The sequence below is a fragment of the Geodermatophilus sp. SYSU D00691 genome (assembly GCF_054050275.1).
Genome location: NZ_JBJGYZ010000060.1, coordinates 1 through 18,462 on the forward strand (window position 1 = coordinate 1; position 18,462 = coordinate 18,462).

The following is an 18,462-nucleotide window of genomic DNA, read 5'->3' on the forward strand; positions in this document are numbered from 1 at the left end:
CTGATGGCGCGTTCCGCCCACCGGAACGCGCCATCAGCGCACGTCACCCCCCCGGATCGCCGGTCGGGCCAGGGTCTCCCCGGGGACGGCGAACCAGGGACGGATCCGGGCGTTCCCCGATGCCCGTGGGCGCCCGCGCGCGGCAGGCTCGTTGCCATGACCTCCGCAGCCACCACTCCCCCGACCATCGACCCCGCCCCGCAGCAGCCGGGCCCCCGCACGCAGCTGCAGCGCAGCACCTCCGACCGCATGGTCGGCGGTGTCTGCGGCGGCCTGGCGGAGTACAGCGGCATCGACGCGCTGCTCTGGCGGGTCGGCTTCGTCGGCCTGACCGTGGCCGGCGGTGCCGGCGTCCTCGTCTACCTGCTCCTGTGGGTGCTCATGCCCAGCGCCCCCGCCGCCGCTGACTTCGTGCCGAGCCCGCTGGACCGCCAGGTGCAGCGGCTGCACGAGCGGATGACCCGCCGCTCGACGACCGGCTGACCCCGGACGCACGAAGGCCCCCGATCCGAGACGGACCGGGGGCCTTGGCGAGGTTCTGGAACGGCCCCGGTGCAGGGTCCCGCCGCGAGCGTGCGAGCGGTGGGGGGCAGCGGGGTCCTTCGTCAGCTCTGCGTGGCGTTCTGCCCCACGTAGTACTCGAAGAGCAGACCGCCGATGGTGATGAGCAGCGCCACGCCGGCGATGATGATCAACCACGAGTACCAGAAGGCCAGGCCCAGGCCCATCAGCGCCGCGGAGACACCGATGGCGAAGGGCCAGTAGCTGCTCGGGCTGAAGAAGCCCAGCTCGCCGGCGCCGTCGGCGATCTCGGCGTCCTTGCGGTCCTCCGGCCGCGCGTCTATGCGGCGCGAGATGAACCAGAAGAAGCCGCCCACCAGGCCGGTCAGGCCGGCCGACAGGACCAGGGCCGTCGTGCCGATCGGCTCGCGCGCCCAGACGCCGTAGACGACGGCGGCGATGACGCAGAACACCGCGATGATGTTGAAGATGAGCGCTTCGACCTTCACGGCCGTCCCCCCTGCTGCGTGGTGAGGTCCGAGGTCCGCATCGTCAGTTGCCCTCGTCCTGGGTGTTGCCGCCGACGTCCTCGCTGCCGCCCTGCGAGCCGGGCCGCTGGTTCTCGGTGCGCTGGTAGTCGTTGACCAGGTCGAACGGTGTCGTCGTGGTGGCGGTCGGGTCCTCGCCGATGCTCTCGAGCGCCTCGGCCGTGCTGGCGCCGTCCTCGCGGGCGGCGAGGTAGTCCTCGTAGGCGTCCGGCGACACCGCGCGCACCTCGAAGTTCATGTACGCGTGGTACGTGCCGCACAGCTCGGCGCAGCGGCCGACGTAGGCACCGGGCTCGGTGACGGTCACCTCGAAGACGTTGTCCCGGCCGTTCTCGTTGCCCGGGATGACGTCGAGCTTGAAGAGGAACTCCGGCACCCAGAACGAGTGGATGACGTCGGCCGAGGCGACCTGGAAGCGGATCGTGCGGTCGGTGGGCAGCACGAGGATCGGGATCTCCTCGCTGTCGCCCACGGTCTCGACCGGGTTGCCGTCGGGGTCCTCGGTCTCGGGGTAGACGAACTGCCAGTTCCACTTGAACGCGTTGACGTCGATCGTGACGTCGGGGTCGGCGCTGCGCTCCTGCACGCGGTTCTGCACGACCACGGTGAAGAAGAACAGGCCGGCGATGATGAGGAACGGGATGATCGTGTAGACGATCTCCAGCGGCAGGTTGTACGCCGTCTGGCGGGGCAGCTCGTCGCTGCGCTTCCGGTAGCGGACGACGCACCAGAGGATCAGCGCCCACGTGATGATGCCGACGATCAGCGCGGCGATGACCGAGCCCGTCCACAGCTCGCGCATCGACTCGGCCTCTTCGGTGATGCCTTCCGGCCAGCCGAAGCGCCAGAACTCGTTGTTCGGCATCTCGCACCCGGTGAGGGTGAGACCACCCAGGAGACCGAGCGCGCCCAGCCGCACGACCCTGCTGCCTCGAGCCACTGCTCGTTGCCTCCTCGTCCCCCACCCGGACGGCCCGGGCGGTCCTTGCGCGCGCAGGCCGCACACGGGTCCCACACGTCGATCACAGTGTGGCGCGAGACTATCCGACCCCGCGCGGCGACCCCCCACCGCGGGACGGGACGGCGCCGGGTCGTGGCCCGGCCGTGACCAGCACGTGACCTGCCCCGCGTCGTCCGCGGCGTCCCGGCCGTCCCACCCGCCCGCGCAGGGCCACCGCGGCGGCGGCGCGGCCGGTTAGAGTCGGACGCGTGTACCGCCGGCTGCTGACCCCGAAGTGGGTGCTGCTGCACCTGCTGGTCGCGGCTCTGTTCGTCGCGACCTGGTTCCTCGGCTACTGGCAGCTGAGCAAGGCCGAGGACGGCGGCGGTGCGGTCAACTGGAGCTACGCGCTCCAGTGGCCGCTCTACGGGCTCATGGGCCTGTGGTTCTACTCACGCATGATCCGCGACGAGCTCCACCGGGACCCCGAAGCGGACGAGCCCGGCACGGAGGTCGTCCTGTACCAGCGCCCGCGCATCGACACCTCCGGCGACCCGGAGCTGGCGGCGTACAACGCCTACCTGGCCGAGCTCAACGAGAAGGCCCTCAAGAACTCGCGCAGCTCGGCGGCGGGTCGCTGATGGCCGAGCAGACGCAGGACGGCGTCCGCACCGTCGGCACCGCCCTCACCCGGTACCGGGTCATGGCCTACGTCGTCGGCGTGATGCTGCTGGTGCTGGTCCTCGTCGCCATGCCGCTGCGCTACCTGGCGGACGTGCCCGAGGTGTCGGCGGTGGTCTCCCCCATCCACGGCGTCTTCTACATCGTCTACCTGGCGGCCGCCTTCGACCTGGCCCTGCGGGCCAGGTGGACGCCCAAGGGCACGGTGCTGGTGCTGCTCGCCGGCGTCGTCCCCTTCCTGTCCTTCTGGGCCGAGCGCCGGGTGACCGCGCGGGTGCGCGCGGGCCTCCCGCTGTAGCCGGCCGTCCCCCGCTCCCCCGTCCCCGAACCCCAGGAGCCCCCGCATGTGCGGCCTGCTGGCCTACCTGTCCACGGACGCCGACCGGGTCGACGACGACCGCGTGTCCGGCATGCGCGACGCCCTGCACTGCCTGCACCACCGCGGCCCCGACGACACCGCGGTCTGGTCGGACCGCAACGTCGTCCTCGCGTTCAACCGGCTGTCGATCATCGACGTCGAGGGCAGCCCGCAGCCGCTGCCCTACGCGCAGGACCGCTACCGGATCCTGTTCAACGGCGAGATCTACAACTACGTCGAGCTGCGCGAGGAGCTGCAGGCCGCCGGCCTGGAGCTGACGACGCACGGTGACACCGAGACGATCGTCGCCGGCTACCACCTGTGGGGCGAGGACGTCGTCACGCGGCTGCGCGGCATGTTCGCCTTCGTCATCTGGGACACCGCCACGAGGACGGCGTTCGGCGCCCGCGACCCGTTCGGCATCAAGCCGCTGTTCACCGCCCGGCTGGCCGACGGCGGGCTGGTCTTCTCCTCGGAGAAGAAGGCCCTGCTGGAGCTGCTCGGCGGCAGCGACGCGGCCGGCGGCGTCGACGCCGCCAGCCTGCAGCACTACCTGACGCTGCAGTACGTGCCGGAGCCGGCGACCCTGCACCGCGGCATCCGCCGGATCGAGAGCGGCACCAGCTTCACCGTCGCGAACGGCGAGCTGACCACCACGCGCTACTTCCACCCGACCTTCCGGCCGCAGCCGGTGCCCGCGGGCCGGGAGCAGGAGCTCTACGACCGCATCGCCGCGGCCCTCGACGAGTCGGTCGCCAAGCACATGCGGGCCGACGTGACCGTCGGCTCGTTCCTGTCCAGCGGCATCGACTCCACGGCCATCGCCGCGCTGGCCAAGCGCTACAACCCCGACCTGCTCACCTTCACCGTCGGGTTCGAGCGCGAGTCGACCTCCGAGGTCGACATCGCCGCGGAGTCGGCGGCGACGCTCGGCGTCAAGCACTACCCGGTCGTCATCACCGCCGAGGAATTCGCCGCGGCGATCCCCGAGGTCGTCTGGTACCTCGACGACCCGGTCGCCGACCCCGCGCTCGTGCCGCTGTACTTCGTGGCCCGCGAGGCCCGCAAGCACGTGAAGGTCGTGCTCTCCGGCGAGGGCGCCGACGAGCTGTTCGGCGGCTACACGATCTACCGCGAGCCGTTGAGCCTCGCGTGGGCGTCGAAGTTGCCGGCCGCAGGTCGCCGCGTGCTGGGCCGGCTGTCGAAGCTGATGCCCGAGGGCGTCCGCGGGCAGAGCCTGCTGGAGCGGGCGTCGCAGGACCTGGAGCAGCGGTACTACGGCAACGCCCGCAACCTGAACGCCGACGAGCTGGCGCAGCTGCTGCCCGGTCGGGACCCGGATCTGTCGCACGTCCAGGTCACCGAGGACCTCTACCGGCGCACCCGCGAGGCCGGCTACGACGACGTGACGGCGATGCAGTACGTCGACCTGTTCACCTGGCTGCGCGGCGACATCCTGGTCAAGGCCGACAAGATGACCATGGCCAACTCGCTCGAGCTGCGGGTGCCCTTCCTGGACTCCGAGGTCTTCGCGCTCGCCAGCACCATCCCGCTCGACCAGCGCGTCCCGCCCAGGGGCGACGCCACGAAGTACGCCCTGCGCCGGGCGATGGAGCAGATCGTCCCCGAGCCGATCCTGCACCGGCGCAAGCTCGGCTTCCCCGTGCCGACCGGGGAGTTCCTGGCCGGGCCGCTGCACGACTGGGCCCGCGACATCGTCAGCGAGAGCCAGACCGACGAGTGGCTCGACCGCGACCACGTGCACCGGCTGCTCGAGTCGCTGCGCACCGCCGACCAGCCGAGCAAGCGCACCGCCCGCCAGGTGTGGGAGGTGCTGGTCTTCATGGTCTGGCACGGGATCTTCGTCGAGGAGCGGATCAAGCCCGAGATCCCGGAGACCGTCTACCCCGTGCGGTTGTAGGAACGAGGCGTCGAACGGCCGAGGCCCGGGATCCAGCGGATCCCGGGCCTCGGCCGTTTCAGCGCTCTGGCGAGCGCGGCGCTCAGTGGAAGCTGTCGCCGCAGGCGCAGGAGCCCTGCGCGTTGGGGTTGTCGATCGTGAAGCCCTGCTTCTCGATCGTGTCGACGAAGTCGATGACCGCGCCGCCGAGGTAGGGGCCGCTCATCCGGTCGACGATCACCTCGACGCCGCCGTACTCGTATGTCTGGTCGCCGTCGAGGAAGCGCTCGTCGAAGAAGAGCTGGTAGCGCAGACCCGAGCACCCACCGGGCTGGACGGCGATGCGCAGCCGCAGGTCGTCACGGCCCTCCTGGTCGAGCAGCGCCTTGACCTTGCCCGACGCAGCCTCGCTCAGGATGACGCCGGTCGCCTGCGTGTCCTGCACCGTCATGTTCTGTCCTCCCACATCCGAGGTCCCGCAGCGGCTGTTCCGAAAACGGGTCAACGCCGCCGCAGCGGAGCTTCTTCCCACTGTACGGCGCGCGGACGCATCCGCCGAGGACACGGCCGGGCCGCACGTAGACTTGCCGGTCGTGAAGCTCCGCCTGCCCGGCCGCAAGCCGACCGACGAGACGACGGCACCCGAGACGCCGGTCGCCGACACCGCCACGGTCAGGACGGCGGGCAAGGGCCGTCCCACGCCCAAGCGCAACGAGGCCCAGGGGCGCCGTCCCGGGCCGCCCCCGCCGCCTCCCACCACGCGCAAGGAGGCCTACAAGCGGATGCGCGAGCAGCAGGCCGCCAACCGGGGTGCCGCCCGGCAGGCCGCCGCCCGCGGCGACGACTCCTACCTGCCGGCCCGCGACCGCGGTCCGGTGCGGCGGCTGGTCCGCAACGTCGTCGACTCCCGCCGCAACATCGGCAGCCTCTTCCTGCTCGTCGCCGCGCTGGCCCTGGTCGGCACCTTCGTCCCCAACCTGGTGATCCGCAGCTACACGAGCTTCGTGCTGATGGCGTTCTTCCTCATCTTCATCGTCGACTCGGTGCTGCTGACCCGGAAGATCAAGCGCACGCTGGCCGAGAAGCTGCCGGACGAGAGCCACAAGGGCGTCACCTGGTACGGCATCAGCCGGTCGACCATGATCCGCCGCTGGCGCTTCCCGAAGCCCGAGGTCGCGATCGGGGCGCAGCTCTAGCCGGAGCCGGCTCCGCACCGTCGCGGGACCGCGGCTACGGTCGCTGCACGTGGAGCACAGACGCCTCGGCCGTTCCGGCCTGAACATTTCCGAGATCGCGTACGGCAACTGGCTGACCCACGGCAGCCAGGTCGAGGAGGACGCGGCGCACGCCTGCGTCCGCGCCGCCCTCGACGCCGGGATCACCACCTTCGACACCGCCGACGTCTACGCCGGCACCAAGGCCGAGTCGGTGCTCGGCCGCGCGCTCGCCGGCCAGCGCCGCGAGGGCCTCGAGATCTTCACCAAGGTCTACTGGCCCACCGGCCCCGGCCCGAACGACCGCGGCCTGTCCCGCAAGCACATCATCGAGAGCTGCCACGCCTCGCTGCAGCGGCTGCAGACCGACTACGTCGACCTCTACCAGGCCCACCGCTACGACGAGACGGTGCCGCTCGAGGAGACGATGAGCGCCTTCGCCGACCTGGTGCGGCAGGGCAAGGTCCTCTACATCGGCGTCTCGGAGTGGCGGGCCGAGGAGATCGCGGCCGGCGCCGAGCTGGCCCGCGAGCTCGGCATCCAGCTGATCAGCAACCAGCCGCAGTACTCCATGCTCTGGCGGGTCATCGAGGCCGAGGTCGTGCCCACCTCCGAGAAGGAGGGCCTGTCGCAGATCGTGTGGTCGCCGCTGGCCCAGGGCGTGCTCACCGGCAAGTACCGGCCGGGCGAGCAGCCGGGCGCCGACACCCGGGCCGGGCACGCGAGCGTCGGCGGCTCGATGCAGGGGTTCATGACCGACGAGATCCTCAGCGCCGTGCAGGACCTGCGGCCCATCGCCGACGACCTCGGGCTCTCGATGGCCCAGCTGGCCGTGGCGTGGGTGCTGCAGAACCCGAACGTCGCCGCGGCGATCATCGGCGCCAGCCGGCCCGAGCAGGTGCACGACAACGTCAAGGCCGCCGGCGTGAAGCTCGACGCCGACGTGCTGCAGCGGATCGACGACGTCCTGGGCGGCGTCGTCGAGCGCGACCCCGCGAAGACCTCGCGCGGCTAGCCGTCACCGGAGGCTCGGGGTGAAGCTCTCCTTCACCCCGAGCCTCCGCTCAGGTCGCGGCGAGCCCCATGGGCCCGTAGACCTCGTCCTCGCCGTGGAACAGGGTCACGGTCGCCACCCCGCGGGCCAGCAGCTCCCGCCAGTTCTCCCCCAGCCACGACTCGGCGTCGCCCTGGTTGTCCGAGTCGGGCACCTCCACGCCGATCGAGGCCGGGTCGATGGCCGCGCCGGACGGGTCCTCCAGCCGCCAGGTCCAGGTCATGGACCGCACGCTATCCGTTCCCCGACTGTGATCGACGGCCGGTTATCCGCTCCCCCGGGCGGGCATGCAGGGGCATCGACGAGCCCCGCCCGAGGACCGGAGGACCGATGAGCCAGCCCCCAGCCACCGGGGCGACCCGTGCGGAGACATCCCCGCCGGATCCGAAGAACGTCTCCACCGGTCAGCTGATCGGCGACCTGACCGACCAGGTCAGCCGGCTCGTGCGCGACGAGGTTCGCCTCGCCCAGGCCGAGGTGACGCAGAAGGCCAAGCGGCTCGGCGTCGGCGCCGGGCTGTTCGGCGGGGCCGGGCTGGTCGCGATCCTCGGGCTGAACGCCCTCATCACGGCGTTGATCCTCGGTCTGGCCAACGTGCTGCCCGGCTGGCTGGCCGCGATCATCGTCGCCGTGGTGCTCTTCGCCGTCGCCGGCGTCCTCGCCCTGATCGGCAAGAAGGACGTGCAGTCGGCGGCGCCGCCGATGCCGACCGACACGATCGCCAGCGTCCAGCAGGACATCGCCACGGTGAAGCAGGGGATCGCCCGGTGACGGCGCCTTCCGGCAACGGCGCCCCCGACCCCGACGCGATCAAGGCCGAGATCGAGGCGACCCGCGACCAGCTCGGCCGGACCGTCGACGAGCTCAGCCGCCGCCTCGACGTCCCCGCCCGGGCGCGCGAGGGCGTCTACCGGGCCCGCGACACCGCCGTCGAGACCTACCGCGAGAGCCCGCCGGTCGTGCTCGGCGCGGTGCTGGGGCTGGTCGCGGTGGTGGTCGGTCTGGTGGTGTTGCGGCGCAAGCGTTCGAGCACCCCCACGACCTCGAGGAGGAAACGGTGAGCAAGGGAGCCAAGATCGCCTACCGGCCGATCGGCCTGCTGGGCGGCATCCTGGCCGGCACCCTGTCCGGAGTGATCTTCAAGCAGGTCTGGAAGAAGATCGCCGACGAGGAGGACGCGCCCAGCGCGCTGCAGAGCGAGTACCGCATGCGCGAGGTCGTCCTGGCCGCGGCGCTGCAGGGCGCGATCTTCGCGGCCACCAAGGCCGCCATCGACCGCGCCGGGGCCCGCGGCTTCACCAAGCTCACCGGGAGCTGGCCGGGCGACTGACGCCCGCCGTCTCCTCGACCCGCCATCTGCCAGGGGGACCACATGGCCGGAACCAGCCACCGCGAGAGCGCCGTCGAGCGCATCAAGCAGCGGGTCGAGGAGAAGGCGGCCCGGCGCGCCGCCGCCGCGGCCGCGGAGGAGGAGCGCGCCGCCCGTCCGCGGTCGGACGCCGACCGCGTCCCGCCCGACGCCCCCAGCGAGGAGGAGCTGCCCGGCGTCACCGCCGAGAAGCCCACCCAGATCCCGTTCAAGGGATGGAAGCAGATCGTCAAGCGGGCGTGGGCCGAGAACAAGGCCGACAACATGCCGATCATCGCCGGCGGCGTGGCCTTCTTCGCGTTCCTGGCGATCTTCCCGGCGCTCATCGCCGCGATCTCGCTCTACGGTCTGGTGGCCTCCCCCGAGACGGTGGCCCGGCAGGTCGAGGACATCTCCGCCCAGCTGCCCGACGACGCCGCCTCGCTGATCGGGGACCAGCTCGAGAGCATCACGGAGAACGCCGGCGGAGCGCTCACCTTCGGGCTGATCGTGTCGATCCTGGCCGCGCTGTGGAGCGCCTCCGGCGGTGTGAACAACATGGTCACCGCGATCAACATCGCCTACGACGAGGTGGAGACCCGCAACTTCGTCAAGATGCGGGCGCTCTCGCTGGGGCTGACCCTCGGCGCGATCGTGTTCGTCCTGCTCACCGTGGGGCTCCTCGCCGTCGTCCCGGCCGTGCTGGACGCCCTGCCGCTCGGCGTCGTCGGCACGATCCTCGGGCAGGTGATCCGCTGGGTGCTGCTGCTCCTGGTGATGGCCGGCTCGCTCGCCGTCCTCTACCGGGTGGCACCCGACCGCGACGCCCCGCGGCTGAGCTGGGTCAGCCTCGGCTCGGTCGTCGTCACGGTCGTCTGGGCGCTGGTCAGCCTCGGGTTCAGCCTGTACGTGAACAACTTCGGGTCCTACGACAAGACCTACGGCGCGATCGCCGGCGTCATCGTGCTGATGCTGTGGCTGTACCTGACCTGCTACCTGATCCTGCTGGGCGCCGAGATCAACGCCGAGGCCGAGCACCAGACGGCGCGCGACACCACCGAGGGCCACCCCGAGCCGATGGGCGAGCGCAACGCCACGGTCGCCGACACCCTGCCGGACCCGCCGGAGCCGACGAAGGAGTCCAAGCAGCGCGCCTGACGGCCCCGTTACAGGGCCCCGCCGCGAGCCTGCGAGTGGTGGGGGGTCACGGGGTCCTTCGTGTGCGACTCGACGAAGGGCGGGCGGACCACCTCGACCGGCTGCGGGCGGCCGCGGACGTCGACGGTCACCTCTGCTCCCTCGGCCACGCCGGCCGCGGTGTCGAGCAGGGCCAGGCCGATGCCGGTCTTCAGCGTCGGTGAGAACGTCCCGCTGGTGACCTCGCCGATCCGCTCGCCGGCACCGTCCAGCACCGGCATGCCCGGGCGCGGGATGCCCCGGCCGGTGGCGCGCAGCCCCCACAGCAGCCGCGCCGGGCCGGCCTCCTTCTCGGCGAGCAGCGCCTCGCGGCCCCAGAACCGCTCCTTCTTCCAGCCGACCGCCCAGCCCGACCGCGCCTGCACCGGCGAGATCTCCAGCGACAGCTCGTGCCCGTGCAGCGGGTAGCCCATCTCGGTGCGCAGGGTGTCGCGGGCGCCCAGCCCGCACGGCCGGATGCCCTGGTCCTGCCCCGCGGCGAGCAGCGCGTCCCACAGCTCGCCGGCCCGCTCGGCGGCGACCAGCAGTTCGTAGCCGTGCTCGCCGGTGTAGCCGGTGCGGCAGACCGTGACGTCGCCGGCCGCGAAGGACATGTACCCCAGGTCGGCCGCGAGGCCGACGGCCTCCAGCACCTGCGGCGAGCGCGGGCCCTGGACGGCGAGGACGGCGACCTCCTCGTGCCGGTCGGTGATCTGCACGCCGTCCGGCGCCTCGGCGGCCAGCCGGCCGAACACCTCGGCGGCGTTGGCCGCGTTCGGCACCAGCAGGACGTCGTCCGGGCCGTGTAGGTACAGGATCAGGTCGTCGACGACGCCGCCGCCGGCGCTGCAGCACAGCGTGTACTGCGCCTGTCCCGGCTCGATGCGCGACAGGTCGTTGCTGAGGCACCGGTCGACGAAGGCGGCCGCCCCCGGGCCGCGGACGGTGCCGGTGCCCAGGTGCGACACGTCGAAGAGGCCGACGGCGGTGCGGACGGCGGTGTGCTCGGCCAGCACCCCTCCCCCGGCGTACTCGATCGGCATCGACCAGCCGCTGAAGTCGGCGAGCTTGGCACCGGCGGCGACGTGCCGGTCGTGCAGCGGGGACGTCTTCGGGCTCACGGGAGGTCACGCTAGCCGTGCCCATACGATCGACGCCGTGCCGCCGACGATCGCCACCACCGACCGCCCCCTCGAGAAGCTCTCCGCCGACGCCGTCGTCATCGGCATCGGCAAGGGGCCGGACGGGCTGCTGCCCACGCCGGGCGCGGAGGCCGTCGACCGCATCCTCGGGGGCAAGCTGTTCCCCGCCCTCGCCGACCTCGGCGCCCGCGGCGCCGAGGAGGAGGTCACCAAGGTGGCCACCCTCGGGCAGGGCCCTTTCCCGGTGGTCCTGGCCGCCGGGCTCGGGTCGCCCGCCGTGGACGGCGGCTACCGCCCCGACGCGGTGCGCCGGGCGGCCGGCGCGGCCAGCCGCGCGCTGGGCGGGCGCGGCTCGGTGGTGACCCTGCTGGCCGCGATCGGCGGGACGCCGGACGTCGAGCGGCTGCACGCCGTCGGCGAGGGCTCGCTGCTCGGCGCCTACGAGTTCACCGCCTACAAGTCCGACCTGCCGGCGAACCGGCCCACCCCGCCGGCCGCCTTCGAGGTGGTCGTGCCCGACACCGGTGAGGCCAAGGCCGCGCTCACGCACGTGCGCGCGGTCGCCGACGCCGTCCGGCTGGTGCGCGACCTGGTCAACACCCCGCCCAACGACCTCTACCCGGCCGAGCTGGCCGCCCGCGGCGCGGCCGCCGGCGACAAGGCCGGCCTGTCGGTCGAGGTCCTCGACGAGAAGGCGCTGGCAGCCGGCGGCTACGGCGGGATCCTCGCCGTCGGCGGCGGCTCCGCCCGCGGCCCCCGGCTGCTGCGGCTGACCTACAAGGGCAGGAAGGCGCGCAGGAAGGTCGCGCTGGTCGGCAAGGGCATCACCTTCGACAGCGGCGGCCTGTCGATCAAACCGGCGCTGAACATGCACCACATGACCAGCGACATGGCCGGCGCGGCCGCGGTGATCGCGACGGTGTGCCTGGTTGCCGAGCTCGGGCTGCCGGTCGAGGTCACCGCCACCGTGCCGATCGCCGAGAACCTGCCCAGCGGCACCGCCTACCGGCCCGGCGACGTGGTCACCTTCCGCAACGGCAAGAAGTCGGAGATCACCAACACCGACGCCGAGGGGCGGGTGATCCTGGCCGACGCGATTTCCCGCGCCGCCGAGGACGCCCCCGACGTGCTGCTCGAGACCTCGACCCTCACCGGCGCGCAGCAGGTCTCGCTGGGCAACCGGACGGCCGGCGTCATGGGCACCGACGAGCTGCGCGACGCCGTCGTCGCCGCCGGCACGCGGGTCGGCGAGGGCATGTGGCCCATGCCGCTGCCGGCCGAGCTGCGCAAGGGCATCGACTCGCCCATCGCCGACTTCGTCAACGCCAACGCCGACCGGATGGGCGGCATGCTCGTCGGCGCGCACTTCCTGGCCGAGTTCGTGCCCGACGGGCTGCCGTGGGCGCACATCGACGTCGCCGGCCCGGCCTACAACACCGGCGCGCCGTGGGGCCACGTGACCAAGGGCGGCACCGGCGTCCCGGTGCGGACCCTCCTGGCCACCATCGAGGACCTCATCGCCGAGTAGCCCGGCGCCGAGGGAGCTAGTCGAGCCGGTTCTGCTTCTGCCGGGCGCTCCAGTCGCGCATGCGCTGGGGGTAGCCGGTGACCTGCGCGTCGTAGACGGGGATCCCGAGGTCGCGCTGCAGGCGGCGGGCGACGTCGGGACCGTCGATGCGCCGGCGGGTCCACTCGCCGTCGGCGGCGACCAGCAGGATGGTCGTCTCGGTGACGGCGGTGCGCGGCTCGACGTAGCCCTCCACCCCGCGGCGGCTGGCGACGAACTGCTCGAGGTGGGTGAGGTCGCCCTTGTGCGAGCCGCGGTCGAGCGTGCCGCGGCGCCCGTCGGCGCTCCCGCCGCCGCGACCGCGCAGCCGGTCGAGAAGCCCCATGACGCTCTCCTGTCGCCACCACGCCCCGGCCTGCGCCGCGACGCTCCGTGAGCCCAACGGTGCGTACGGCCGCGCCGTTCCCGGAGTGGCAGGATGTGGGCGGACCACCCCGCCCCCGGTCCCCCGGGCGGGCGACACCTGCTGTTGCGAGGGAGTTCCCGTGAGTGCACCCGCCGGCCCGGCCGACCTGGTCATCCTCGGCGGCGGCTCCGGCGGGTACGCAGCGGCGCTGCGCGCCGCCGAGCTCGGCCTGTCCGTCGTCCTGGTCGAGAAGGACAAGGTGGGCGGCACCTGCCTGCACCGCGGCTGCATCCCGACCAAGGCCCTGCTGCACGCCGGCGAGGTCGCCGACCTCGCCCGCGAGGGCGAGCAGTTCGGGGTCAAGACGACCCTGGCCGGCATCGACATGGACGGCGTCAACGCCTACAAGGACGGCGTCGTCGGCAGGCTCTACAAGGGCCTGCAGGGCCTGATCAAGAGCAAGGGGATCACCTACGTCGAGGGCGAGGGCCGGCTGGTCTCCCCCACCGCGGTCGCCGTGGGCGGGCAGACCTACGAGGGCCGGCACGTGCTGCTGGCCACCGGCTCCTACGCGCGCACCCTGCCGGGCATCGAGATCGACGGCACCCGGGTCATCACCAGCGACCAGGCGCTCGCCCTCGACCGCGTCCCCGCCTCGGCGGTGGTCCTCGGCGGCGGCGTGATCGGCTGCGAGTTCGCCAGCGCGTGGACGTCCTTCGGCGTCGACGTCACCATCGTCGAGGCGCTGCCGCACCTCGTCCCGCTCGAGGACGAGGGCTCGTCCAAGCTGCTCGAGCGCGCCTTCCGGCGCCGCAAGATCGGCTTCGAGCTCGGCAGCCGGGTCTCCGGCGTGCGGACGACGCAGGACGGCGTCGCGGTCTCGCTGGAGAACGGCAAGCAGCTCGAGGCCGAGATCGTGCTGGTCGCCGTCGGTCGGGGCCCGGTGAGCGATGGTCTCGGCTACGAGGAGGCCGGGGTCGCGATGGACCGCGGCTTCGTCCTCGTCGACGAGTACTGCCGCACGAACGTCCCCACCGTCTCCGCCGTCGGCGACCTGATCCCCACGCTGCAGCTGGCGCACGTGGGCTTCGCCGAGGGCATCCTCGTCGCCGAGCGGCTGGCCGGGCTGCCCGTGGTCCCGATCGACTACGCCGGCGTGCCGCGGATCACCTACTCCGACCCCGAGGTCGCCTCCGTGGGGCTGACCGAGGCGCAGGCCCGCGAGAAGTACGGCGAGGTGAAGACGCTCAGCTACGACCTCGCCGGCAACGGGCGCAGCCAGATCCTCAAGACCGCGGGCGCGGTCAAGCTGATCCAGGCGCCCGAAGGCCCGGTCGTCGGCGTGCACATCGTCGGCAGCCGGGTCGGCGAGCTCATCGCCGAGGCCCAGCTCATCTACAACTGGGAGGCCCTGCCCGACGAGGTCGCCTCCCTGATCCACCCGCACCCCACGCAGAGCGAGGCGGTCGGCGAGGCGCACCTGGCGCTGGCCGGCAAGCCGCTGCACGCCCACAGCTGACCCGAACCCAGACCCACACACCGCGCCAGAAGGAGCACTGCCTCGATGCCGACGTCCGTCACCATGCCCGCCCTGGGCGAGAGCGTCACCGAGGGCACGGTCACTCGCTGGCTCAAGCAGGAGGGCGAGCAGGTCGAGGCCGACGAGCCCCTCCTCGAGGTGTCGACGGACAAGGTCGACACCGAGATCCCGTCGCCCGCCGCGGGCGTGCTGACCAAGATCCTCGTCGCCGAGGACGAGACCGTCGAGGTCGGCGCCGAGCTCGCGGTCATCGGCGGGGACGGCGACGGCGGCGCCCCCGCGCCGCAGGCCGACGCCGCGCCGCAGCAGACCGAGCAGCCCTCCGCCGAGGACCAGGACATGCCGGCCACCCCGGCCGAGCAGACCGAGGAGCCGGCCGCCGAGCCCGAGCCCGCCCCCGCGCCGTCCGGTGGCGGTGGCGGCGGTGGCGGTGGCGGCGGCGGTCAGGGGACGCCGGTGACCATGCCCGCCCTCGGCGAGAGCGTCACCGAGGGCACCGTCACCCGCTGGCTCAAGGCCGTCGGCGACGAGGTGGCCGCCGACGAGCCGCTGCTCGAGGTCTCCACCGACAAGGTCGACACCGAGATCCCGGCCCCGGCGTCGGGCACCCTGCTCGAGATCACCGTCGCCGAGGACGAGACCGTCGAGGTCGGCGCCCAGCTGGCCGTGATCGGCACCGGCGCGGCCGGTGGTGGCGAGCCGTCGGCGCCCGCCGCCCCGCCGCAGCAGGAGCAGCCGGCCCCCCAGCAGGAGGCCCCGCAGCAGGAGGCCCCGCGCCAGGAGCAGGCCGCGCCCGCGCAGTCCGAGCCCGTCTCCGCGGAGCAGGGCGCCGACTACTACGGCTCGGCCGGCGGCCAGGCCGGCCGGCCGGCGGCGTCGCAGCCGGCACCGTCGCAGCCCGCCCCGTCGCAGCCCGCCCCGGCCGCCGCCGAGGCGTCCAGCGGCGACGGCGGTGGCAACTACGTCACCCCGCTGGTCCGCCGGCTCGCCGCCGAGCACGGGGTCGACCTCGGCTCGGTGCAGGGCACGGGCGTCGGCGGGCGGATCCGCAAGCAGGACGTGCTGTCCGCCGCCGAGGCGAAGGCGGCCCCGGCTCCCGCGGCCGCCGCCGCGCCCCGGACGCCGTCCCCCGCGGCCACGCCGGACACCAAGCTGCGCGGGCGCACCGAGAAGATGTCCCGGCTGCGCTCGGTCATCGCCAAGCGCATGGTCGAGTCGCTGGCCGTCAGCGCCCAGCTCACGACGGTCGTCGAGGTCGACGTCACGCGGATCGCCACCCTGCGCAACCGCGCGAAGCGGGACTTCGAGGCCCGCGAGGGCGTGAAGCTGTCGTTCCTGCCCTTCTTCGCCAAGGCGTCGATCGAGGCGCTGAAGGCGCACCCGGCCGTCAACTCCTCCATCGACCTGGAGGCGGGCACGGTCACCTACCACGACACCGAGAACCTGGGTGTCGCCGTCGACACCGACCGCGGGCTCCTGGTCCCGGTCATCCACGACGCCGGTGACCTGTCCATCGGCGGGCTGGCGCGCAAGATCGCCGACCTCGCCGAGCGGACCCGGCTGAACAAGGTGACGCCGGACGAGCTCGGCGGCGGCACGTTCACGCTGACCAACACCGGCAGCCGCGGGGCGCTGTTCGACACGCCGATCATCAACCAGCCGCAGGTCGCGATCCTGGGCACCGGCTCGGTCGTGAAGCGCCCGGTCGTGGTGACCGACCCCGACCTCGGCGAGGTCATCGCGATCCGGTCGATGGTCTACCTGGCCCTCACCTACGACCACCGGATCGTCGACGGCGCCGACGCCGCCCGCTTCCTGGTCACGGTCAAGGAGCGGCTCGAGGCCGGTCAGTTCGAGGGCGACCTCGGCCTCGCGTAGCTGATCCCCGCAGCGGGGGCCTCCACAGCAGAAGGAGCTGGCGTGAAGATCGCGGTGACCGGGGCCTCGGGGCTCATCGGCAGGACCCTCGTCCCCCGCCTCCAGGCCGACGGCCACGAGGTGCTGCGGCTGGTCCGGCGCACCCCGCGGACGGCGGAGGAGCACCGCTGGGCGCCGGAGCACCGCCGGATCGACCCCGCCCTCCTGCGCGACGTCGACGCCGTCGTGCACCTGGCCGGTGAGCCGATCCGGCCCCGCCCGTGGACCCGCGCCTACAAGCAGCGGCTGCTCGACAGCCGCCTCGACGGGACGACGACCATCGCCGAGGCGCTGGCCGCGGCGGCCGCCGAGGACCCGGGCCGCCCGCGCGCGCTCGTGTCGGCGTCCGGCATCGACTACTACCCCGACCTCGGCGACCGGCCGGTCACCGAGGCCGACCCGCCCGGCGACTCGTTCCTCGCGCGGCTGTGCGTCCGGTGGGAGGCGGCCACCGAGCCGGCGGCGGCCGCCGGCGTGCGGGTGGTCAACCTCCGCACCGGCCTGGTGCTCGGCCCCGGCGCGCCGCTGGTGCGCATCCTCGGCCTGGTGTTCCGGCTGGGCCTCGGCGGCCGGATCGGCTCCGGGCAGCAGTACTGGCCGTGGATCGCCCTCACCGACCAGGTCGACGGCATCGCCCACCTGCTCACCTCCGACGTGTCCGGCCCGGTGAACATGACGGCGCCGAACCCCGTGCCCAATGCCGAGTTCACCCGTGTCCTCGGCCGGGTCGTCAAGCGCCCGACCCCGCTGCCGGTGCCCGGGTTCGCGTTGTCGCTCGCGCTCGGGGAGTTCGCCCGGACCAGCATCCTGGGCGGCCGGCGGGCGCTGCCCGAGAAGCTGCTGGCGTCGGGCTACTCCTTCACCCATCCCGAGCTCGAGCCCGCCCTGCGCGCCGCCCTGCGGCTCCGGTAGGTCACCACGACACCAGCACCGCGCTCTCGATCCGCCAGCCGTCGGCGGTGGCGCGCAGCACCATCCGCACCGGTGCGGCCGGCCGGCCCGGGTCGCTGCGCAGGGCCGGTCCCGCCGGGGCCGCGGCGGGGACGACGTCGTACCCGGGCACCTCGTCGACCAGCTCCACCTCGGCCCGGTCGCCGTCGACCGTCGCCGCAGTCACCCGGACGACGGTGGGCGCGAAGCCGCGCAGCACCTCACCGGCGCCGACCAGCGAGGCGGCGAACGCCGCGTCGGCCGCCCCCGGAGCGCTGCCCGCGGTGTAGACGCCGGCCAGGGCGTCGGGGCCGCCCGTGCCGAACGCCTCGGCCCGTCGGCGGTAGAGCTCGGCGAGCACCGGCAGCCACCCGGCGGCACCGTCGGGGACCGCCCGCAGGTCGACCGGGCGCGGGCTCGCGGCGGCCGGCGGCGGGGTGGACGACGACGAGGCGGCCGTCGCGGGCGGGGCGGCGTCGTCCCCGCTCCCCCACCGCGTGCCCAGCCACACGGCGGTGGCCAGGACGGCGCCGATGCCGGTGACCGCGGCGGCCCGCCGGAGCACCGGGAGCGCGCCGGACCACCGCCGCGCCGGCTCGGGCTCGGGTTCCGGCGGTGCGGCCCGCCGGCGGCCGGGCACCTGGTGGGTCAGCTCGGTGCGCGGGCCGCGGCCGGTGCGGCCCAGCTCCTCGTCCGGGATCCCCTCGGCCGGCAGCCGGACCGGCTCGGGGCGGCAGGCGTGGCGCAGGTCGAGGGCGAACTCCGCCGCCGTGCCGCGCTCGTGCGGGTCGTCGGCCAGCCCGCGGGTGACCACCGCCAGCAGCTCCTCCGGCGCCCCGGGGGCGAGCTCGGCCAGGTCCGGCAGCACCCCCACGGCGGCCACCTGCAGCGTCTCGGCCGGCCCGGCGGCGTTCCAGGGCGGGATGCCGGTGAGGGCGTGGAAGGCCGCGGCGGCGACGCCGAAGACGTCGGAGGCCGGCCCGGGCGCCCCACCGCGCGCGACCGTCGGGTCGACGTAGGCGGGGGTGACCTCGCCGGCGGCGGCCTCCCCGAGCACCCGCGCGACCCCGAGGTCGGTGAGCACCGGCCGGCCCTCGGCCGTGAACACGATGTTCCCCGGCGAGAGGTCGCCGTGGACGACGCCCTGCTCGTGGGCGTGCGCCAGGGCGGCGGCGACCGGGGCGATCGCGGTGACCACCTCGCCCGGGGGGGGGGGGGGGGGGGGGGGGGGGGGGGGGGGGGGGGGGGGGGGGGGGGGGGGCGGGGGGGGGCGGGCGCGCGGCGCGGGGCCGGCGGCCGG

At 73.6% G+C, this 18,462-nt stretch carries 21 protein-coding genes; 14 read left to right on the plus strand and 7 right to left on the minus strand.

Features of this window, described 5'->3' with window-relative positions:
- The first annotated feature begins 156 nt into the window (after positions 1–156).
- Positions 157–483 carry a PspC domain-containing protein gene (locus ACI797_RS26790; protein WP_456863553.1) on the plus strand — a complete coding sequence of 109 codons (327 nt, stop codon included), beginning with the start codon at positions 157–159 and terminating at the stop codon, positions 481–483.
- Between the two features lie 122 nt (positions 484–605).
- Here the strand turns inward: ACI797_RS26790 and ACI797_RS26795 are convergent, their stop codons facing one another.
- Positions 606–1,010, minus strand: a complete 405-nt coding sequence (locus tag ACI797_RS26795) for a cytochrome c oxidase subunit 4 (protein ID WP_456863556.1) — start codon at positions 1,008–1,010, stop codon at positions 606–608.
- A gap of 43 nt (positions 1,011–1,053) precedes the next feature.
- A complete protein-coding gene (ctaC, locus tag ACI797_RS26800) occupies positions 1,054–1,989 on the minus strand; it encodes an aa3-type cytochrome oxidase subunit II (protein ID WP_456863559.1) in 936 nt (311 codons plus the stop codon).
- Between the two features lie 269 nt (positions 1,990–2,258).
- Here ctaC and ACI797_RS26805 point away from each other — a divergent pair, with 269 nt between their 5' ends.
- The 3 genes from ACI797_RS26805 to asnB are packed head-to-tail and all read left to right on the plus strand — an operon-like array spanning position 2,259 to position 4,949.
- Entirely contained in the window at positions 2,259–2,630 is a 372-nt protein-coding gene (locus ACI797_RS26805; RefSeq protein WP_456863562.1) for a metalloprotease, read from the plus strand.
- Positions 2,630–2,968 carry a DUF3817 domain-containing protein gene (locus ACI797_RS26810; protein ID WP_456863564.1) on the plus strand — a complete coding sequence of 113 codons (339 nt, stop codon included), beginning with the start codon at positions 2,630–2,632 and terminating at the stop codon, positions 2,966–2,968. Before ACI797_RS26805 ends, ACI797_RS26810 begins: the two co-directional genes overlap by 1 nt.
- Before the next feature lie 46 nt (positions 2,969–3,014).
- Complete coding sequence (asnB, locus tag ACI797_RS26815) at positions 3,015–4,949, plus strand: asparagine synthase (glutamine-hydrolyzing) (RefSeq protein WP_456863567.1); 1,935 nt, start codon at positions 3,015–3,017, stop codon at positions 4,947–4,949.
- An 82-nt stretch (positions 4,950–5,031) separates the two neighbouring features.
- Here asnB and ACI797_RS26820 read toward each other — a convergent pair whose 3' ends face one another.
- Positions 5,032–5,379 (minus strand): HesB/IscA family protein, encoded by a 348-nt coding sequence (locus ACI797_RS26820; protein WP_456539372.1) that lies wholly within the window; start codon positions 5,377–5,379, stop codon positions 5,032–5,034.
- 142 nt (positions 5,380–5,521) lie between these two features.
- Here ACI797_RS26820 and ACI797_RS26825 point away from each other — a divergent pair, with 142 nt between their 5' ends.
- Both ACI797_RS26825 and ACI797_RS26830 read left to right on the plus strand, forming a co-directional pair.
- On the plus strand, positions 5,522–6,124 hold the full coding sequence (locus ACI797_RS26825) for a DUF3043 domain-containing protein (protein WP_456863571.1): 603 nt from the start codon (positions 5,522–5,524) through the stop codon (positions 6,122–6,124).
- A gap of 49 nt (positions 6,125–6,173) precedes the next feature.
- On the plus strand, positions 6,174–7,157 hold the full coding sequence (locus ACI797_RS26830; protein WP_456863574.1) for an aldo/keto reductase family protein: 984 nt from the start codon (positions 6,174–6,176) through the stop codon (positions 7,155–7,157).
- A gap of 49 nt (positions 7,158–7,206) precedes the next feature.
- Here the strand turns inward: ACI797_RS26830 and ACI797_RS26835 are convergent, their stop codons facing one another.
- Positions 7,207–7,419, minus strand: coding sequence for a hypothetical protein (locus ACI797_RS26835; protein WP_456863577.1), 213 nt, complete (start codon positions 7,417–7,419; stop codon positions 7,207–7,209).
- 107 nt (positions 7,420–7,526) lie between these two features.
- Here ACI797_RS26835 and ACI797_RS26840 point away from each other — a divergent pair, with 107 nt between their 5' ends.
- From ACI797_RS26840 to ACI797_RS26855, 4 genes are read left to right on the plus strand one after another with little or no spacing between them, the layout of a single operon-like run.
- Positions 7,527–7,967 carry a phage holin family protein gene (locus ACI797_RS26840; protein WP_456863580.1) on the plus strand — a complete coding sequence of 147 codons (441 nt, stop codon included), beginning with the start codon at positions 7,527–7,529 and terminating at the stop codon, positions 7,965–7,967.
- Positions 7,964–8,257 (plus strand): DUF3618 domain-containing protein, encoded by a 294-nt coding sequence (locus tag ACI797_RS26845; protein ID WP_456863583.1) that lies wholly within the window; start codon positions 7,964–7,966, stop codon positions 8,255–8,257. Before ACI797_RS26840 ends, ACI797_RS26845 begins: the two co-directional genes overlap by 4 nt.
- Complete coding sequence (locus ACI797_RS26850) at positions 8,254–8,526, plus strand: DUF4235 domain-containing protein (protein ID WP_456539378.1); 273 nt, start codon at positions 8,254–8,256, stop codon at positions 8,524–8,526. Before ACI797_RS26845 ends, ACI797_RS26850 begins: the two co-directional genes overlap by 4 nt.
- A 42-nt stretch (positions 8,527–8,568) precedes the next feature.
- Positions 8,569–9,702 carry a YihY/virulence factor BrkB family protein gene (locus ACI797_RS26855; protein WP_456863585.1) on the plus strand — a complete coding sequence of 378 codons (1,134 nt, stop codon included), beginning with the start codon at positions 8,569–8,571 and terminating at the stop codon, positions 9,700–9,702.
- Between the two features lie 8 nt (positions 9,703–9,710).
- Here ACI797_RS26855 and gcvT read toward each other — a convergent pair whose 3' ends face one another.
- Positions 9,711–10,841 (minus strand): glycine cleavage system aminomethyltransferase GcvT, encoded by a 1,131-nt coding sequence (gene gcvT, locus ACI797_RS26860; protein WP_456863587.1) that lies wholly within the window; start codon positions 10,839–10,841, stop codon positions 9,711–9,713.
- A gap of 37 nt (positions 10,842–10,878) precedes the next feature.
- On the opposite strand from gcvT, the gene ACI797_RS26865 reads away from it, so the two are divergent.
- On the plus strand, positions 10,879–12,390 hold the full coding sequence (locus ACI797_RS26865) for a leucyl aminopeptidase (RefSeq protein ID WP_456863590.1): 1,512 nt from the start codon (positions 10,879–10,881) through the stop codon (positions 12,388–12,390).
- A 16-nt stretch (positions 12,391–12,406) separates the two neighbouring features.
- Here ACI797_RS26865 and ACI797_RS26870 read toward each other — a convergent pair whose 3' ends face one another.
- A complete protein-coding gene (locus ACI797_RS26870; protein ID WP_456863593.1) occupies positions 12,407–12,754 on the minus strand; it encodes an oxidoreductase in 348 nt (115 codons plus the stop codon).
- 160 nt (positions 12,755–12,914) lie between these two features.
- Here ACI797_RS26870 and lpdA point away from each other — a divergent pair, with 160 nt between their 5' ends.
- The 3 genes from lpdA to ACI797_RS26885 are packed head-to-tail and all read left to right on the plus strand — an operon-like array spanning position 12,915 to position 17,144.
- A complete protein-coding gene (gene lpdA, locus ACI797_RS26875; protein ID WP_456863596.1) occupies positions 12,915–14,294 on the plus strand; it encodes a dihydrolipoyl dehydrogenase in 1,380 nt (459 codons plus the stop codon).
- 45 nt (positions 14,295–14,339) lie between these two features.
- Positions 14,340–16,193, plus strand: a complete 1,854-nt coding sequence (gene sucB / locus ACI797_RS26880; RefSeq protein WP_456863598.1) for a 2-oxoglutarate dehydrogenase, E2 component, dihydrolipoamide succinyltransferase — start codon at positions 14,340–14,342, stop codon at positions 16,191–16,193.
- Positions 16,194–16,235: 42 nt separating this feature from the next.
- The gene (locus ACI797_RS26885) at positions 16,236–17,144 is read left to right on the plus strand and encodes a TIGR01777 family oxidoreductase (RefSeq protein WP_456863601.1); all 909 of its coding nucleotides are present in this window, start codon (positions 16,236–16,238) and stop codon (positions 17,142–17,144) included.
- 1 nt (position 17,145) lies between these two features.
- On the opposite strand, the gene ACI797_RS26890 is transcribed toward ACI797_RS26885, so the two are convergent.
- The gene (locus ACI797_RS26890) at positions 17,146–18,360 is read right to left on the minus strand and encodes a serine/threonine-protein kinase (protein WP_456863604.1); all 1,215 of its coding nucleotides are present in this window, start codon (positions 18,358–18,360) and stop codon (positions 17,146–17,148) included.
- Between the last annotated feature and the right edge of the window lie 102 nt (positions 18,361–18,462).